Below are 16,570 nucleotides of genomic sequence, written 5' to 3' on the forward strand. Positions count from 1 at the left end.
CCGCCCGCCCGCCGCGGCACGGGGCTGAGCCCGGCCGGACGCCGACAGGAGCCGCCCACCCCGCAGGGGTGTGCCCGCGGCGTGTGCGTTGCACCATGGCTGCATGCTGCTGAGCCGGCTCACCCAAGTCTCGCAGGAGGTCGCCGCCACCTCGGCGCGGTCCCGGAAGATCGGGCTGCTCGCCGAGCTGTTCCGGGACGCCGACGCGGACGACGTCCCGATCGTGATCCCGTACCTCGCGGGCCGGCTCCCCCAGGGGCGGCTCGGCATCGGCTGGAAGGTGCTGAGCCGGCCCGTCGCCCCGGCCGCCGAGCCCGCACTCACCGTTCGGGAGGTGCACGCGCTGCTCACCGAGCTGGGTGAGGTCTCCGGCACCGGCGCGCAGGAGCGCAGGGCACGCCTGGTGGGGGAACTGATGGCGGCGGCCACCACCGACGAGCAGCGCTTCCTGGTCGGGCTGATCACCGGTGAGGTGCGGCAGGGCGCGCTGGACGCGCTCGCCGTGGAGGGGCTCGCCCGGGCGACGGGGGCGCCCGCCGCCGACGTCCGGCGGGCGGTGATGCTCGCCGGTTCGCTGCAGACGGTGGCGCAGGCCCTGCTGGGCCAGGGGCCGGCGGCCCTGGAGGGGTTCCGGCTGACCGTGGGCCGCCCGGTGCTTCCGATGCTGGCGCACACGGCGTCCTCCGTGTCCGAGGCCGTGGGCAAGCTGGGCGTGTGTGCCGTCGAGGAGAAGCTCGACGGCATCCGCGTCCAGCTGCACCGCGACGGCGACGACGTACGCGTGTACACCCGGACCCTGGACGACATCACCGACCGCCTGCCCGAGATCACCGGTGCCGCGCTGGACCTGAAGGGGGAACGGTTCGTCCTGGACGGAGAGGTGATCGCGCTGGACGGGGCGGGGCGCCCGCGGTCCTTCCAGGAGACGGCCGGACGTGTGGGCTCCCGCGTGGACGTGGTCACGGCCGCGCGGGCCGTGCCCGTCTCCCCCGTCTTCTTCGACGCGCTGTCCGTCGACGGACAGGACCTGCTGGACCTGCCGTTCGCCGAACGGCACGCGGAGCTGGCGCGGCTGGTGCCCGAGCCGATGCGGGTGCGGCGCACGCTCGTGGACGGCCCGGCGGACCTCTCCGCGGCGGAACGGTTCCTCGCCGACACGCTGGAACGCGGCCACGAGGGGGTCGTGATCAAGGCGCTCGACGCCCCCTACAGCGCGGGCCGGCGCGGTGCGTCCTGGCTGAAGGTCAAGCCCGTGCACACCCTCGACCTGGTCGTCCTGGCGGCCGAGTGGGGCCACGGACGGCGCACCGGCAGGCTCTCGAACCTGCACCTGGGCGCGCGGGACGCGGACGGGTCCTTCGCGATGCTCGGCAAGACCTTCAAGGGCATGACCGACGCGATGCTCGCCTGGCAGACCGAGCGGCTGCGGGAGCTGGCCGTCGAGGACGACGGTCACGTGGTGACCGTACGGCCCGAACTCGTCGTCGAGATCGCGTACGACGGTCTCCAGCGGTCCACCCGCTACCCGGCCGGCGTCACCCTGCGCTTCGCGCGCGTCGTGCGTTACCGCGAGGACAAGGCCGCGGCCGAGGCCGACACGGTCGCGACGCTGCTGGCCGCGCATCCGGAGGTCACGCGATGAGGGGGAAGCACAGCGCGGGGCTGCTGCTGTTCCGGCGCACCGACGACGGCCTGGAGGTCCTGCTCGGCCACATGGGCGGCCCTTTCTTCGCACGTCGCGACGCCGGGTCCTGGACCGTCCCCAAGGGCGAGTACGAGGCCGACGAGACCCCCTGGGCCGCGGCGCGCCGTGAGTTCGAGGAGGAGCTGGGGCTGCCGCCGCCGGACGGGGAGGCGCTCCCGCTCGGCGAGGTCACCCAGACCAACGGCAAGGTCGTCACGGCCTGGGCGATCGAGGCGGACCTCGATCCGGCGTCCGTCGTCCCCGGGACCTTCGCGATGGAGTGGCCGCCCAAGTCGGGCAGACGGCAGGAGTTCCCCGAGCTGGACCGGGTGGAGTGGCTCGGCCTGGACCGGGCGCGGACGCTGATCGTGAAGGCGCAGGGGGAGTTTCTCGACCGGCTCGCCGAGCACTCGTCCTGAGCGGCGCACTCTACGTTGCGGTGTCGGGTGCGGCGCGGGAGGGTCGAAGACACAACCCGCTCCTTGGAGGTCGGCCATGCCCATCGCGACGGTGAACCCGGCGAACGGCGAGACGCTCAAGACGTTCGACGCCCTGAGCGCGGAGGAGATCGAGCGCAGGCTCGCCATCGCCGAGTCCGCGTTCCGCACCCACCGCACCACGTCCTTCGCCGAGCGGGCCCGGCTGCTGCACCGGGCCGCCGATCTTCTCGACGAGGACCTGCAGACCATCGGCCGGGTGATGACCACCGAGATGGGGAAGCCGGTGAAGCAGGCCCGCGCGGAGGCCGCGAAGTGCGCGAAGGCGATGCGCTGGTACGCGGACCACGCCGCACGTCTGCTGGCCGACGAGGAACCCGACCCGTCCGACGCCAAGGACTCCGGCGCCTCCCGGGTCCTGGTGCGGTACCGGCCGCTGGGCCCCGTCCTGGCCGTCATGCCGTGGAACTTCCCGCTGTGGCAGGTGGTCCGGTTCGCCGCGCCGGCGCTGATGGCGGGCAACGTGGGCCTGCTCAAGCACGCCTCGAACGTGCCGCAGACCGCCCTGTACCTGGAGGACCTGTTCCGCCGGGCGGGCTTCGCCGAGGGCTGCTTCCAGACGCTGCTGATCGGCTCGGGCGCCGTCGAGGACGTCTTGCGCGACCCGCGTGTGAAGGCGGCCACCCTGACCGGGAGCGAGCCCGCGGGCCGGGCGGTCGCGTCGGTGGCCGGGGACGAGGTGAAGAAGACGGTCCTGGAGCTGGGCGGCAGCGACCCGTACGTCGTCATGCCGTCGGCGGACATCGACCGGGCGGCGCGGATCGCGGTGACGGCCCGGGTGCAGAACAACGGGCAGTCGTGCATCGCGGCGAAGCGGTTCATCGTGCACGCGGACGTGTTCGACGCCTTCGCCGAGCGGTTCACGGCGGGCATGGAGGCGCTGAAGGTCGGCGACCCGCTGGACGAGGACACGGACGTCGGTCCGCTCTCCACCGAGCAGGGCCGCAGCGATCTGGAGGAGCTGGTCGACGACGCCGTGGAGAACGGCGCGAACGTGCTGTGCGGCGGCGAACGTCCCGAGGGATACCGGGACCGGGGCTGGTTCTACGCGCCGACGATTCTCGCCGACATCACCCCGCAGATGCGCATCCACCAGGAGGAGGCCTTCGGGCCGGTGGCCACGCTCTACCGTGTGGCGGACCTCGACGAGGCGGTGGCCCTCGCCAACGACACGCCGTTCGGCCTGAGTTCGAACGTGTGGACGCGTGACGAGGGCGAGGTGGACCGGTTCGTCCGCGATCTGGAGGCCGGCGGGGTGTACGTCAACGGGATGACGGCGTCGCACCCGGCGTTCCCGTTCGGCGGGGTGAAACGGTCCGGCTACGGACGTGAGCTGTCCGAGCACGGAATCCGCGAGTTCTGCAACATCACCACGGTATGGCACGGAGCGTGAGCGTTCCGCAGTTACGATCCCCTGTGTGAACCGCGAAGTGACCCTGCCTCTGATCGTCGACGACCGCGGAACGTTGCAGGTGGCGGCCGCCGACGTCAGCAAGCTGCTGCGCACCGTGGGCGGCCGGTGGCTGCATCTGGTGGAGGCCGGCCAGGACGGGCTCGACGAGGACACCGTGGCCGCGCTCACGATCGAACTGGCCAAGCTGGCCGACCGCATCGACGTGGCCTGCATCGCGCACAGCAGCGGCACGAGGGGCGACTGACGCACCCTCGGGCCGGCCGCGCGGGCCGGGCCCGGCTCAGGCGACCCGCTGGTCAAGCTCCCACAGGGCGTGCCAGAACCTCGACTCGTAGGCCTGGAGGAGCCGGCCGAAGCGGTGCACCTCCTCCACCGAGATCCGCCCGGCGCCGAGCCCCTCCTGCACCGCGGCAAGCGCGCGGTGCTCCAGTTCGGGAGCGGGCTCGGCAAACAGGTCGAAGAAGCCGCAGGCCCCGTCGTCCAGGCCGTAGTGGCGGCGCAGCGCATTCGCGATCGTGCCGCAATAGCCGCCCCACGCGGCGAAGTTGGCGCTGAGCGCCAGGACCACGTCGGCCGGGGAGCCGTTCAGGGCGAGCCAGGCGACATAGGCCGGATAGGCCTGGCAGTCCGGCAGCCACTCGTGCGCCGCCCGCTCCTCGTCGGCGCCGACCGCGGCGGCATAGGCACCCAGCCGATCCTGAGCCGTCGCCTCACCCTCGGCGAGCAGGGTGAAGTACGCGGCGCTCGCCGGGGCCGCGCCCTCGCCCGCCGTGGCCGAGCCCTGGGGTCCCGGCTCTCCCCGCACCGCCGTCTCCCGGCCCGCGCCTCCCGGCACCGCGGACGTCGCCGCCCCCGCCGACCGTTCGGCCAGATGCAGGAAGGCTCGCCGGTCCGCGGCGATCACATGGGACTGTTCCAGGGCCAGCGCGGCCAGCGTGGTCCGCCGCGCGGCGCCCCGCGCGATCAGCGGCAGAAGACGGTTGGCACGAGGGTCCGGGGCGAGCTTCCCGGTCGTGCTCTCCAGCAGTTCCCTGGCCGTCCGCTTCATCGGGCACCCCTTCGGTTTCGACTGCTCCGAGGCCCTTTCCAACAGGGTCCCACGCCCACACATAGATCCCCTCAATGGAGTAACCCGACGAGATATCGCCGCTCGGACGGGTGATCGTGGGTGAACCACCCGGAGGGCGCAGCGCCCACCGGAAGGCGAAAGAAGGCGCGCACCATGGCGACTTTGTGCAGACCCTCGGTATCGGTCCCGGAGTACGTGATCACGATGGAGGAGACGCTGGAGCTGGCGCGCTCCCGTCACGAGGATCACCCCCAACTGCCGCTGGCACTCAGGCTCATCGAGAACACAGGAGTCAAGACCCGGCACATCGTCCAGCCCATCGAGGAGACGCTGAAGCACCCGGGTTTCGAGGAGCGCAACAAGGTCTACGAGAGTGAGGCCAAGGCGCGGGTACCCGCCGTCGTACAGCGGGCACTTGACGACGCCGAGCTGCTCACCACCGACATCGACGTGATCATCTACGTCTCGTGCACCGGGTTCATGATGCCCTCGCTCACGGCGTGGCTGATCAACTCGATGGGCTTCAGCAGCGACACCCGGCAGATACCCATAGCCCAGCTGGGCTGCGCCGCGGGAGGCGCCGCGATCAATCGGGCGCACGACTTCTGCACGGCGTACCCCGACGCCAACGCACTCATCGTGGCCTGCGAGTTCTGCTCGCTGTGCTACCAGCCGACCGACCTCGGCGTCGGGTCCCTGCTGTCCAACGGCCTGTTCGGCGACGGCATCGCCGCCGCGGCCGTCCGAGGCAACGGCGGCACCGGCATCGAGCTGGAGCGCAACGGCTCGTACCTGATCCCCAAGACCGAAGAGTGGATCATGTACGACGTCCGTGCGACGGGCTTCCACTTCCTGCTCGACAAGCGGGTGCCCGGCACGATGGAACCGCTCGCCCCAGCCCTGCACTCGCTCGCGCGGCAGCACGGCTGGGACGCCTCCGACCTGGACTTCTACATCATCCACGCGGGCGGTCCGAGGATCCTCGACGACCTCAGCAAGTTCCTCGAAGTCCCGCCGGATGCCTTCCGGTTCAGCCGGGCGACCCTCACCGAGTACGGCAACATCGCCAGCGCCGTCGTGCTGGACGCGCTGCGCCGGCTCTTCGAGGAGGGCGGCGCCGAGCACGCCTCGCGCGGACTGCTCGCGGGCTTCGGCCCCGGCATCACCGCGGAGATGTCCCTGGGTCGCTGGAACACCGGCGACAGGACGGCGTGAGGGCCATGGCCGAGGACATCCTCACGGAGGCGTTGCCTCCCGTCCGGCACTGGCCCGCCCTCGACCTGAAAGGCGTGGATTTCGACCCGGTCCTCACGGATCTCATGCGTGAGGGCCCGGTCACCCGGATCCAGCTGCCCAACGGCCAGGGCTGGGCCTGGCTGGTGACCCGGCACGACGATGTGCGCGTGGTCGCCAACGACCCCCGGTTCAGCCGTGAGGCGGTCATGGACCAGCGGGTCACCAGGCTCGCCCCGCACTTCATCCCGACGCGTGGCGCGGTGGGTTTCCTGGACCCGCCCGACCACACCCGGCTGCGCCGCTCGGTGGCCGCCGCCTTCACGGCGCGCGGCGTCGAGCGGGTGCGGGCGAAGTCCCGGCAGATGCTGGACGAGCTGGTCGACGATCTGCTCCAGGGCGGTCCGCCCGCCGACCTCACGGCGACGGTCCTGAGCCCGTTCCCCATCGCGGTCATCTGCGAGCTGATGGGGGTCCCGACCGCCGACCGGCACCGTATGCACGCCTGGACCCAGCTGATCCTTTCCTCCTCGCACGGCGTCGACGTCAGCGAGCGGGCCAAGGAGGAGTTGAGCGCGTACTTCGGGAAGCTGATCACGGACCGGGCCGGGAGCACCGGCGAGGACGTCACCTCGCTGCTCGGCGCCGCCGTGGGACGCGAAGAGGTGACGCTGGAGGAGGCCGTCGGGCTCGCCGTTCTTCTGCAGATCGGCGGCGAGGCGGTCACCAACAACAGCGGACAGCTCTTCTACATCCTGATGACGCGCCCGGATCTGGTGGCTCGGCTGCGGGCCGAGCCGGAGATCCGCCCCCAGGCGATCGACGAACTGCTGCGCTACATCCCGCACCGCAACGCGGTCGGGCTGTCGCGGATCGCGACCCAGGACGTGGAGATCAAGGGTGTACGGATCCGGGCGGGCGACGCGATCTATGTGTCGTACCTGGCCGCGAACCGCGACCCGGACGTCTTCCCGGACCCGGAGACGATCGACTTCTCACGCAGCCCCAATCCGCATGTGGCGTTCGGCCACGGCCCGCACTACTGCCCCGGCGGGATGCTGGCCAGGCTGGAGTCCGAGCTCCTCGTCGACGCGCTGCTGGACCGGATCCCGGGCCTGCGGCTCGCCGTGCCGCCCGATCGGGTCTCCTTCCGGAAGGGCGCGCTGATCCGTGGTCCCGAGGCCCTGCCCGTGATGTGGTGAGCGAACCATGACGAAGACCGAAGGACTGCTTGTGCCACCGGGTCACGGCCGGGTGGTGCGCACACCGGCCCAGCACGTGACCTTCAAGGTGACCGGCTCGCACTCGCGGGCGGCCTCCACCTTCGAGGTGGAGGTCCCTCCGGGCTTCGACGTCGGCGCCCATGTGCACACACGCAGCGAGGAGTTGTTCTACGTGCTCGAAGGCGAGCTGGACGTGCTCGCCTTCGAGCCCCGCGTGCGAACACCCGACAACTGGCAGAAGTGGGAGTCCACTTCCGGCACCCGGGTGGTCCGCGCGACACCGGGCACGGTGATCGTCGTACCTCCCGGGTGTCCGCACGCATTCGCCAACCCGACGGACAGCCACGCCAAGATGTTCTTCCAGGCCTCCCCGCCGCCCGACCACGAGCGGTACTTCGAGGAGTTGCTGGAGATCCTCGACTCGGGCGGTCCGCCGGACCACGAGGCGATCGAGGAACTGCGCAGCCGCTACGACATCGAGCAGCTCACGCCGCTCCGGATCCGCTAGCGGATGGGCATTCCCGCGAGGGTGCGGGCGATGACCAGTCGCTGGATCTCGCTCGTCCCCTCGAAGATCGTGTAGATCGCGGCGTCCCGGTGCATACGCTCCACCGGGTACTCGCGGGTGTAACCGTTGCCGCCCAGGATCTGGATCGCCTGGGCGGTGACCTTCTTGGCGGTCTCGCTGGCGAACAGTTTCGACATGGAGCCCTCGGCCGCCGTGAACGGCTTGCCGTTGACCGCCATCCAGGAGGCGCGCCAGACCAGCAGCCGGGCCGCGTCGATCGACGTCCGCATGTCGGCGAGCTGGAAGGCGACACCCTGGTTGTCGATGATCGGCCGGCCGAACTGCTCACGGGTCGTGGCGTACTCGAGGGCGACCTCGTAGGCGGCCCGCGCGGTGCCGACCGCCATGGCGCCGACGGCCGGGCGGGAGGCCTCGAAGGTCGCCATCGCGGCGTTCTTCACGCGCTCGCCGCCCGTCCTGACACGCTCACGGGCGCGGGCGAGGCGCTCGTCGAGCTTCTCCTTGCCGCCCAGGAGGCAGGAGCCGGGGACGCGGACGTCCTCGAGGACGACCTCGGCGGTGTGCGAGGCGCGGATGCCGTGCTTCTTGAACTTCTGGCCCTGGGAGAGACCCGGCGTGTCCGGCGGGACGATGAAGGACGCGTGGCCCTTGGAGCCGAGCTCGGGGTCGACGACCGCGACGACCACGTGGACGTTGGCGATGCCGCCGTTGGTCGCCCAGGTCTTGGTGCCGTTGAGGACCCACTCGTCCTTGGCCTCGTCGTACACGGCACGGGTGCGCATGGAGGCGACGTCGGACCCGGCGTCGGGCTCCGAGGAGCAGAAGGCCGCGACCTTGACATCGTTGACATCGCCGTACATCTGGGGGATCCAGGTGCCGATCTGCTCCTCCGTGCCGTTGGCGAGGACGCCCACGGCGGCGAGGCCGGTGCCGACGATGGAGAGGGCGATGCCCGCATCGCCCCAGAACAGCTCCTCCATCGCCATCGGTATGCCGAGGCCGGTGGAGTCGAAGTACTGCTGGGCGTAGAAGTCGAGCGAGTAGATTCCCACCTTCGCGGCTTCCTGGATGACCGGCCAGGGAGTCTCTTCGCGCTCGTCCCATTCGGCGGCCGCGGGGCGGATGACGTCGGCGGCGAAGCCGTGCAGCCAGTCCCGGACCTCCTTCTGTTCGTCGTTGAGCTCCATGGTGAACTCGGCCATGACCCCTCCAGCACTGCACTCATCTGTTACTTGCGGTAACGGGAGTCTGTTACTGACCAGTAAGAAAAGTCAACTCCCGGACCGAGCTCGGCAGCCCGTTCGATACGCATCCGCCGATGAGTGTTAGTTTGCGCTGGCGTCACCGAATCACCACGGGTGGGGAGAGCACATGGACACCACACAGCGGACCGATCAGCAGAGGTCCGCCGACCGCCGCCGGCGTGAGCTGCTGGAGGCCGCCGACAGGGTGGTGCTCCGCGACGGCCCCGGGGCCTCGATGAACGCCATCGCCGCCGAGGCGGGCATCACGAAGCCGATCCTGTACCGCCACTTCGGCGACAAGGGCGGGCTCTACGCGGCGCTCGCCAAGCGGCACACGGACGCCCTCCTCGGAGCGCTGCGGGCCGCGCTGGACGCACCGGCCGGACGTCGTGAGCGGGTCGAGTCGACGCTCGACACCTATCTGGCGGCCATCGAGGCCCGTCCGCAGGTGTACCGCTTCCTGATGCATCCGGCGGAGGGTGCCCAGGCGCCCGGCGACGTGGGCTTCGACGTCGGCAAGCACTCCGCCCCGCTGCTGCGCCGCATGGGCGAGGAGCTCGCCGAGGTCATCGAGGAGCGCGTCGACCTGGGCCCGGGCAGCCAGCAGCTGGCACGGGTGTGGGGACACGGGATCGTCGGCATGATGCATGCCGCCGGAGACTGGTGGCTCGGCGAACGCCCCTGCTCGCGCGCCGAATTGGTCCGCAGCCTGGCCGATCTCCTGTGGGGCCGCCTGGCCGCCGTCGGCGACCGCGCCGGCGGTCCCGGCTTCTGAACCACCGCGGGACGCCCGCGCCCTTGCCCGGGGCGCGGCGCCCGGCCACGGGTCCGCGGTGACGGCCTCAGCCGCCCCAGGGTGACCGCGCCGCCTGCCGCAGCACCCGGCGACGGCGCCACCCCCGCAGCCGGTCCACGTACACCTCGCCGGCCAGGTGGTCGCACTCGTGCTGGAGGCAGCGGGCGAACCAGCCGGTGCCGTGCAGCCGCACCGGCTCGCCGTCCGCCGTGAACCCCTCCACGACCGCGTGGTCGTAGCGCTCGGTGCCCGCCTCCAGCCCCGGCAGCGACAGACATCCCTCCGGTCCGCGCAGCACGACACCGTCCGCCTCGACGAGCCGTGGGTTCACCACGTGTCCCCGATGGCGGACGTCCTCGTCGTCCGGGCAGTCGTACACGAACACCCTCAGCGGTACGCCGACCTGGTTCGCGGCCAGGCCGACGCCCTCGGCGGCGTACATCGTCGCGAACATGTCCTCGACGAGCCGGGCGAGTTCGGGACCGAAGTCGGTGACGTCCTCGCACGGTGTGTGCAGGACGGGGGAGCCGAGCAGGGTGAGAGGCCGGACGCGCCCGTGGGTGCCCGGGATGGAGCCGTGTCGCATGGCGGCAAGGGTACGGTCCTGGAAGGAACGCGAACGTCGCACGGGCACCGTGGTGGTGCCGCGATTCGGGCACCTGAGTGGATCTCGATAGGCTGAGGCCCACACGGTGCCGGGGGCAGAGGCGCGGCGCGTACGCAAGGAGGATCGAGAAACGATGTCAGGCAACTCGGACCCGCTGACGCCGCGGGCCAAGCTGGCCGTGACGGCGGGCAAGGCGGCGGCGGCCGTCTCGCGTGCCGCCGGACGCGGCAGCGGATCGGTGATCGGCGGCCGGGTGGCACTCAAGCTCGACCCAGACCTGCTGGCACGGCTGGCCACCCACCTGGACGTGATCCTGGTCTCGGCCACCAACGGCAAGACCACGACGACCCGACTGATCGCGGAGGCGCTGCGCGCCGCGGGCCCAGTCGTGTCCAACGCGCTGGGCGCGAACATGCCGGCCGGCATCACCTCGGCGCTCGCCGGCGGCTCGGACGCCAAGTTCGCGGTGATCGAGGTCGACGAGAAGTACCTCTCCGGTGTCGCGCGCGACACGGACCCGAAGTGCATCGCCCTGCTCAACCTCTCCCGCGACCAGCTCGACCGGGCCGCCGAGACCCGTATGATGGCCGAGCACTGGCGCGAGGGGCTGGCCGGATCCAAGGCCGTCGTGGTCGCCAACGCCGACGACCCGCTCGTCGTGTGGGCCGCCTCCTCCTCACCCAACGTGATGTGGGTCGCCGCCGGCCAGATGTGGAAGGACGACGCCTGGTCCTGCCCCTCCTGCGGCGGTGTCATGCAGCGCCCCGGCGACGACTGGTTCTGCGGGGAGTGCGGCTTCCGCCGCCCCACGCCCACCTGGGCGCTGTCCGGCGACCACGTGCTCGACCCGCACGGCTCCGCCTGGCCGATCCACCTCCAGCTGCCGGGCCGCGCCAACAAGGCGAACGCCGCGTCCTCGGCCGCCGTCGCCGCCGTCTTCGGCGTGCCGCCGCAGGTCGCCCTGGAGCGCATGTACCAGGTGCAGGCGGTGGCCGGACGCTACGACGTGGTGCAGTTCATGCAGCGCGACCTGCGTCTGCTGCTCGCCAAGAACCCCGCGGGCTGGCTGGAGACCTTCTCGCTGATCGACCCGCCGCCGACGCCGGTCATCCTCTCCGTGAACGCGCGCGGCGCCGACGGCACCGACACCTCCTGGCTGTGGGACGTCGACTACACGCGTCTGACCGGGCACCCCATCTTCGTTCTCGGCGACCGCAAGCTGGACCTCGCCGTGCGCCTCGAGGTCGCGAACCAGCACTTCCAGGTCTGCGAGAACCTCGAACAGGCCGTACAGACGGCGCCGCCCGGGCGCATCGAGGTCATCGCCAACTACACCGCATTCCAGGACCTGAGGCGTCGTGTCGGCAACTGAGCCACGGAGGACGAAGAGAATGAGCGACAACAGCCTGCGTCTGGTGTGGATCTACCCTGACCTGCTGAGCACCTACGGCGACCAGGGCAACGCCCTCGTCGTGGAGCGCCGGGCCCGCCAGCGCGGTCTCGACGTGGCCCGTCTCGACGTGCGCAGCGACCAGCCGATCCCGACCTCGGGCGACATCTACCTGATCGGCGGGGGCGAGGACCGGCCGCAGCGGCTCGCCGCGGAGCGTCTGCGCCGCGACGGCGGCCTGCACCGCGCGGTCGCCAACGGCGCGATCGTCTTCTCGGTCTGCGCCGGCTACCAGATCCTCGGCCACGAGTTCATCAACGACCTCGGCCAGCGTGAGCCGGGTCTCGGGCTGCTCGACGTGGTCTCGGTGCGCGGTGAGGGCGAGCGGTGCGTCGGCGACGTCCTCGCGGACATCGACCCGCGCCTCGGGCTGCCCCAGCTGACGGGCTTCGAGAACCACCAGGGCGTCACCCACCTCGGCCCCTCCGCGCGCCCGTTCGCGAGCGTGCGGCTCGGCAAGGGCAACGGCACGGGCGACGGCACCGAGGGCGCGTACAACGACACCGTGTTCGGCACGTACATGCACGGGCCCGTCCTCGCCCGCAACCCGCAGATCGCGGACCTGCTGCTGAAGCTGGCGCTGGACGTGAACGCGCTGCCGCCGATCGACGACCGGTGGTACGAGGCGCTGCGCACCGAGCGCATCGCGGCCGCGCAGCAGCCTGCGTGAACACTGCCGCCCGGCAGCCCGCCTGAACCGGCTCAGAAACGGTTCGCCAGACCCCGGCGAGGACCCGCACGACGGTCCCGCCGGGGTCTTCGCGTCCGCTCCCCCACCACGGGAGATCCACTCCGCGAGAGCCCGTCTGACAAGGCCTCCGCTCACCTGTGCGGGCGCGTCCAGCAGGCGGACGCAGGTTACGGAAGGGCCCCCTCCCGCCGGTAGGGTGGCGGGGATCCTGCCGGACAACGTGGTCCGGTCCCCGGCCCACGCTGAGAAGGTATTTCGGGCTATGCGCATTGGTGTCCTCACGTCCGGCGGCGACTGCCCCGGTCTGAACGCCGTCATCCGGTCCGTCGTGCACCGTGCCGTCGTCGACCACGGCGACGAGGTCATCGGCTTCCGGGACGGCTGGAAGGGCCTCCTGGAGTGCGACTACCTCAAGCTCGACCTCGACGCGGTGAGCGGCATCCTGGCTCGCGGGGGCACGATGCTCGGCTCCTCCCGGGTCCAGCCCTCCCACCTGCGGGACGGCGTGGAGCGGGCGAAGGGGCACGTCGAGGAGCTCGGTCTCGACGCGATCATCCCGATCGGGGGCGAGGGCACGCTCAAGGCGGCCCGCCTGCTCTCGGACGGCGGGCTGCCGATCGTCGGCGTGCCGAAGACCATCGACAACGACATCGCGGTCACGGACGTCACCTTCGGCTTCGACACGGCCGTCGGTGTCGCCACCGAGGCGCTCGACCGGCTGAAGACCACCGCCGAGTCCCATCAGCGCGTCCTGGTCGTGGAGGTCATGGGCCGCCACACCGGCTGGATCGCGCTGCACTCCGGCATGGCGGCGGGCGCCCACGCCATCGTCGTACCGGAACGCCCCTTCGACATCGAGGCGTTGGCCGCCAAGGTCGGCGAACGCTTCGAGGCGGGCAAGCGGTTCGCCATCGTCGTGGCCGCCGAGGGCGCCAAGCCGCGGGCCGGCACGATGGAGTTCGACGAGGGCGGCAAGGACATCTACGGGCACGAGCGTTTCGCGGGCATCGCCCGGCAGCTCTCCCTCGAACTGGAGCAGCGCCTCGGCAAGGAGGCCCGCCCGGTGATCCTCGGACATGTCCAGCGCGGCGGCACCCCGACCGCGTACGACCGTGTCCTCGCGACCCGCTTCGGCTGGCACGCCGTGGAGGCCGTGCACCGCGGCGAGTTCGGCGGGATGACCGCGCTGCGCGGCACCGACATCGTGATGGTCTCGCTCGCCGAGGCGGTCGAGACGCTCAAGACGGTGCCCGACGAGCGCTACGCCGAGGCGGAGTGCGTGCTCTGACACCACCTCCGGCGCGGGCCCTCCCCCCGGTCGTCACCCGCAGCCGTCGTACGTGGAAGGAACCGCCCCCGGTCGCAGCCGCGACCGGGGGCGGTTCTACTCTGGTGCGGACAGACGACGCACAACCTCCCCCAGTGGCCCAAAAGCCTGGGAGGCCCCCACGAAACAGGAGCCGGCGGATGGATCACAGCGGGCACGGCATGACCATGGATCTGCCGCCGTTCACGCTGGGGCGGGGGCTCGAATGGTCCGCGGACCCGTTCTTCCTCGTCGCGTGCCTCGTGGGGCTCGGCCTGTACGGCTGGGGGGTCCTACGGCTCGCGCGGCGCGGCGACAAGTGGCCGGTGGGCCGGACCGTCGCTTTCGTCGTCGGTGTGCTGACCGTGATGCTCGTCATGTGCACCGGACTGAACGACTACGGCATGGTCATGTTCAGCGTGCACATGGTGCAGCACATGGTGATCAGCATGCTGTCACCGATCCTGATCCTGCTCGGGGCGCCGATCACCCTGGCGCTGCGCGCGCTGCCGGTCGCCTCGACGCGAGGCAGCAAGGGCCCTCGTGAACTGCTGCTGATGTTCCTGCACAGCCGGTACATGCGGATCGTCACCCATCCCGCGTTCACCATCCCGCTGTTCATCGCGAGCCTGTACGCGCTGTACTTCTCGCCCCTGTTCGACTTCCTCATGGGCTCCAAGGCCGGGCACATCGCGATGATGTGCCACTTCCTCGCGGTCGGTCTGGTCTTCTTCTGGCCGATCATGGGCGTGGACCCGGGGCCGCACCGCCCCGGCCATCTGATGCGCATGCTGGAGCTGTTCGCGGGCATGCCGTTCCACGCGTTCTTCGGCATCGCCCTGATGATGGCCTCCGAGCCGATGGTCTCGACATACAAGCATCCGCCCGCGTCGCTCGGCATCGACGCGCTCGCCGACCAGAGCGCGGCGGGCGGCATCGCCTGGGCGTTCAGCGAGATTCCGTCGGTCCTCGTGCTGCTCGCTCTGCTCTTCCAGTGGTACCGGTCCGAGCAGCGGCAGGCGAGGCGCACGGACCGGGCCGCGGACCGGGACGGCGACAAGGAACTCGAGGCGTACAACGCCTATCTGGCCTCACTGAACGCGCGCGGTCACTGAATTAACTTTCCTTTTCTCCTTGCGGGAAAGGCATTTCTATTCAGTAGCATGGAGAAGCGAAGTTCCGCGTCCGGTCGCACGCCCGCGCCGCGGAGTCCACGGGGGAAGCCGCAGGGGGAGCGGTCATGACAATTCGCGTTTCCATGCACAGGGCCGTGATATCGACGGGCCGCAGGGCCGCACTGCTGCTGGTTCTCGTGCTGATAATCGGCGGCTGCGGCGCATCCGATCAGGTGTTCGCGATCCGCGCCGTGGCCATGGGTATTTCACAGGCCGATCCCTTCTTCGAGGAGGACGGCAGGCTCGGCCGGGACACCGAGGTTCCCGAGGCGCCGCCGAGCGGCGGGGTGCAGGCGAGCAACAGCCCGGGGCTGTACGGCGGCACACCGGACGACGGCAGCGACCAGGGCGGGGACGAGCCCAGTGCCGACGATCCGTCCGGGGACGGCGACGGCTCCGGCTCCGGGAGCGGTTCCGGTGGGGACGGCTCGGGCCGGAGCACTGCCGGGCAGAGCGGCGGCTCACCGGGGCAGGGTTCGACCGGTGGGGCCACCGGTGAGTTCGGCGGTTCGACGAAACCCGGCACCTGTGCCGTGGCGAAGCTGAAGCAATTCCTCACCGCACCCGAGAACTCGGCCAGGGCGAAGGAATGGGCGCGCGCCCTGCATATTCGCCCGGATCAGATCTCGGGTTACATCGATCACCTCACACCCGTGGTACTGCGCCACGACACCCTCGTGACGAACCACCAGTACAAGCACGGCAAGGCCGTCCCCTTCGACGCCTTGCTCCAGGCCGGAATCGCCGTTCTGGTCGACAGGCAGGGACTGCCCGCCGTGAAGTGCTCCTGCGGCAATCCGCTGCGCCCTTCGAAGGTGAACATCAAAAAGGCGTCCGTGCGGTTCGAGGACGGCAACAAGAAGTGGTCCGGCTACCGGCAGGACCACATCGTCGTCGTGGAACCGCCGCCCGGCGACCACCGGATCGACCGGCTCCAGCTCGTCGACGTGCAGGACCCGGACCGGGGCATCGCCCGTCGGCTCGGCACCGACGGCAGCGACGACGAAGCCTTCGACCCGCACGCGGAACACGCGGTCCCGGCCGTCACCGGCATGTCGTTCGCCGAGGCGACACAGGCGCTGGCCGCAGCGGGGCTGGCGATGGCGTACGACGGTGACGCCCTCCCGCCCGACGACGCCCAGGTCACCGCCTCGCAGCCCGTCGAGGGCAGCACGCTGGAATGGGGTGAGGCCGTGACCCTGTCCGTCGACGGCGAGGACGGGAGCACTCCCACGGACTCCGGCGGGCTCAGTGCGGACCCGAGCGATTCGGGAACCGACGCCGGCCCGAGCGGTACCAGTACCGGAACGGGCGGCACGCCTACCGCCACCGCGGGCACCACCACAACCGGCGGAACACCCACCGACACCACGGGCACCACAACCGGCGGAACACCCACCGACACCACGGGCACCACAACCGGCGGAACACCCACCGACACCGCGGGCGGTACGGGCTATACCAGCGCCGGTACGGGCGGGGCGACGTCGTCCTCGCCGCCTCTCGGCACCCCCGGGGGGTCCCTCTCCGACGGCCCGGGGCCGAGCGACTCGGCCCCGTCCGGGTCCGGTGGTGAGGACTCCGTCCCGGCCGACCCGGGTGTCGGCGACTCCGCGACCGACTCCGGTGGGGCCACCGGGGACACGTCCTGA

The 16,570-nt window shown here is 71.0% G+C and carries 16 protein-coding genes; 13 read left to right on the plus strand and 3 right to left on the minus strand.

The window, feature by feature from the left end:
- Positions 1-103: 103 nt before the first annotated feature.
- The 4 genes from H305_RS0110675 (at position 104) to H305_RS0110690 (ending at position 3,839) form a co-directional block, all read left to right on the plus strand.
- Positions 104-1,642 (plus strand): ATP-dependent DNA ligase, encoded by a 1,539-nt coding sequence (locus H305_RS0110675; RefSeq protein ID WP_028800364.1) that lies wholly within the window; start codon positions 104-106, stop codon positions 1,640-1,642.
- Positions 1,639-2,103 carry an NUDIX domain-containing protein gene (locus H305_RS0110680; protein ID WP_028800365.1) on the plus strand — a complete coding sequence of 155 codons (465 nt, stop codon included), beginning with the start codon at positions 1,639-1,641 and terminating at the stop codon, positions 2,101-2,103. The genes H305_RS0110675 and H305_RS0110680 overlap by 4 nt, the downstream gene beginning before the upstream one ends.
- Before the next feature lie 76 nt (positions 2,104-2,179).
- A complete protein-coding gene (locus tag H305_RS0110685) occupies positions 2,180-3,574 on the plus strand; it encodes an NADP-dependent succinic semialdehyde dehydrogenase (RefSeq protein WP_028800366.1) in 1,395 nt (464 codons plus the stop codon).
- A 25-nt stretch (positions 3,575-3,599) separates the two neighbouring features.
- Positions 3,600-3,839 (plus strand): DUF6213 family protein, encoded by a 240-nt coding sequence (locus tag H305_RS0110690; RefSeq protein WP_028800367.1) that lies wholly within the window; start codon positions 3,600-3,602, stop codon positions 3,837-3,839.
- Between the two features lie 36 nt (positions 3,840-3,875).
- Here the strand turns inward: H305_RS0110690 and H305_RS0110695 are convergent, their stop codons facing one another.
- Positions 3,876-4,643, minus strand: coding sequence for a hypothetical protein (locus H305_RS0110695; RefSeq protein WP_037763375.1), 768 nt, complete (start codon positions 4,641-4,643; stop codon positions 3,876-3,878).
- 120 nt (positions 4,644-4,763) lie between these two features.
- On the opposite strand from H305_RS0110695, the gene H305_RS0110700 reads away from it, so the two are divergent.
- The 3 genes from H305_RS0110700 to H305_RS0110710 are packed head-to-tail and all read left to right on the plus strand — an operon-like array spanning position 4,764 to position 7,628.
- Positions 4,764-5,879: a type III polyketide synthase gene (locus H305_RS0110700; RefSeq protein ID WP_257004611.1), complete on the plus strand. Its 1,116-nt coding sequence runs from the start codon at positions 4,764-4,766 to the stop codon at positions 5,877-5,879.
- A gap of 5 nt (positions 5,880-5,884) precedes the next feature.
- Positions 5,885-7,099 (plus strand): cytochrome P450, encoded by a 1,215-nt coding sequence (locus H305_RS0110705; protein ID WP_028800370.1) that lies wholly within the window; start codon positions 5,885-5,887, stop codon positions 7,097-7,099.
- Positions 7,100-7,106: 7 nt separating this feature from the next.
- Complete coding sequence (locus tag H305_RS0110710; protein WP_028800371.1) at positions 7,107-7,628, plus strand: cupin domain-containing protein; 522 nt, start codon at positions 7,107-7,109, stop codon at positions 7,626-7,628.
- Here the strand turns inward: H305_RS0110710 and H305_RS0110715 are convergent.
- On the minus strand, positions 7,625-8,851 hold the full coding sequence (locus H305_RS0110715) for an acyl-CoA dehydrogenase family protein (protein ID WP_028800372.1): 1,227 nt from the start codon (positions 8,849-8,851) through the stop codon (positions 7,625-7,627). The genes H305_RS0110710 and H305_RS0110715 overlap by 4 nt on opposite strands.
- Positions 8,852-9,020: 169 nt before the next feature.
- On the opposite strand from H305_RS0110715, the gene H305_RS0110720 reads away from it, so the two are divergent.
- Positions 9,021-9,668 (plus strand): TetR family transcriptional regulator, encoded by a 648-nt coding sequence (locus tag H305_RS0110720; protein WP_028800373.1) that lies wholly within the window; start codon positions 9,021-9,023, stop codon positions 9,666-9,668.
- Positions 9,669-9,735: 67 nt separating this feature from the next.
- On the opposite strand, the gene def is transcribed toward H305_RS0110720, so the two are convergent.
- The gene (gene def, locus H305_RS0110725; protein ID WP_028800374.1) at positions 9,736-10,275 is read right to left on the minus strand and encodes a peptide deformylase; all 540 of its coding nucleotides are present in this window, start codon (positions 10,273-10,275) and stop codon (positions 9,736-9,738) included.
- Positions 10,276-10,429: 154 nt separating this feature from the next.
- Between def and H305_RS0110730 the strand changes: the two genes are divergently transcribed.
- The 5 genes from H305_RS0110730 (at position 10,430) to H305_RS45420 (ending at position 16,570) form a co-directional block, all read left to right on the plus strand.
- Positions 10,430-11,668 (plus strand): MurT ligase domain-containing protein, encoded by a 1,239-nt coding sequence (locus H305_RS0110730; RefSeq protein WP_028800375.1) that lies wholly within the window; start codon positions 10,430-10,432, stop codon positions 11,666-11,668.
- A 19-nt stretch (positions 11,669-11,687) separates the two neighbouring features.
- The gene (locus tag H305_RS0110735; protein ID WP_028800376.1) at positions 11,688-12,416 is read left to right on the plus strand and encodes a type 1 glutamine amidotransferase; all 729 of its coding nucleotides are present in this window, start codon (positions 11,688-11,690) and stop codon (positions 12,414-12,416) included.
- Positions 12,417-12,699: 283 nt separating this feature from the next.
- Entirely contained in the window at positions 12,700-13,725 is a 1,026-nt protein-coding gene (locus tag H305_RS0110740) for a 6-phosphofructokinase (protein WP_028800377.1), read from the plus strand.
- A gap of 179 nt (positions 13,726-13,904) precedes the next feature.
- The gene (locus tag H305_RS0110745) at positions 13,905-14,858 is read left to right on the plus strand and encodes a cytochrome c oxidase assembly protein (protein ID WP_028800378.1); all 954 of its coding nucleotides are present in this window, start codon (positions 13,905-13,907) and stop codon (positions 14,856-14,858) included.
- 125 nt (positions 14,859-14,983) lie between these two features.
- The gene (locus tag H305_RS45420) at positions 14,984-16,570 is read left to right on the plus strand and encodes a DUF6777 domain-containing protein (RefSeq protein ID WP_158690514.1); all 1,587 of its coding nucleotides are present in this window, start codon (positions 14,984-14,986) and stop codon (positions 16,568-16,570) included.

Source organism: Streptomyces sp. 142MFCol3.1 (genome assembly GCF_000424945.1).
In the GTDB taxonomy this organism is placed as follows: domain Bacteria; phylum Actinomycetota; class Actinomycetes; order Streptomycetales; family Streptomycetaceae; genus Streptomyces; species Streptomyces siamensis.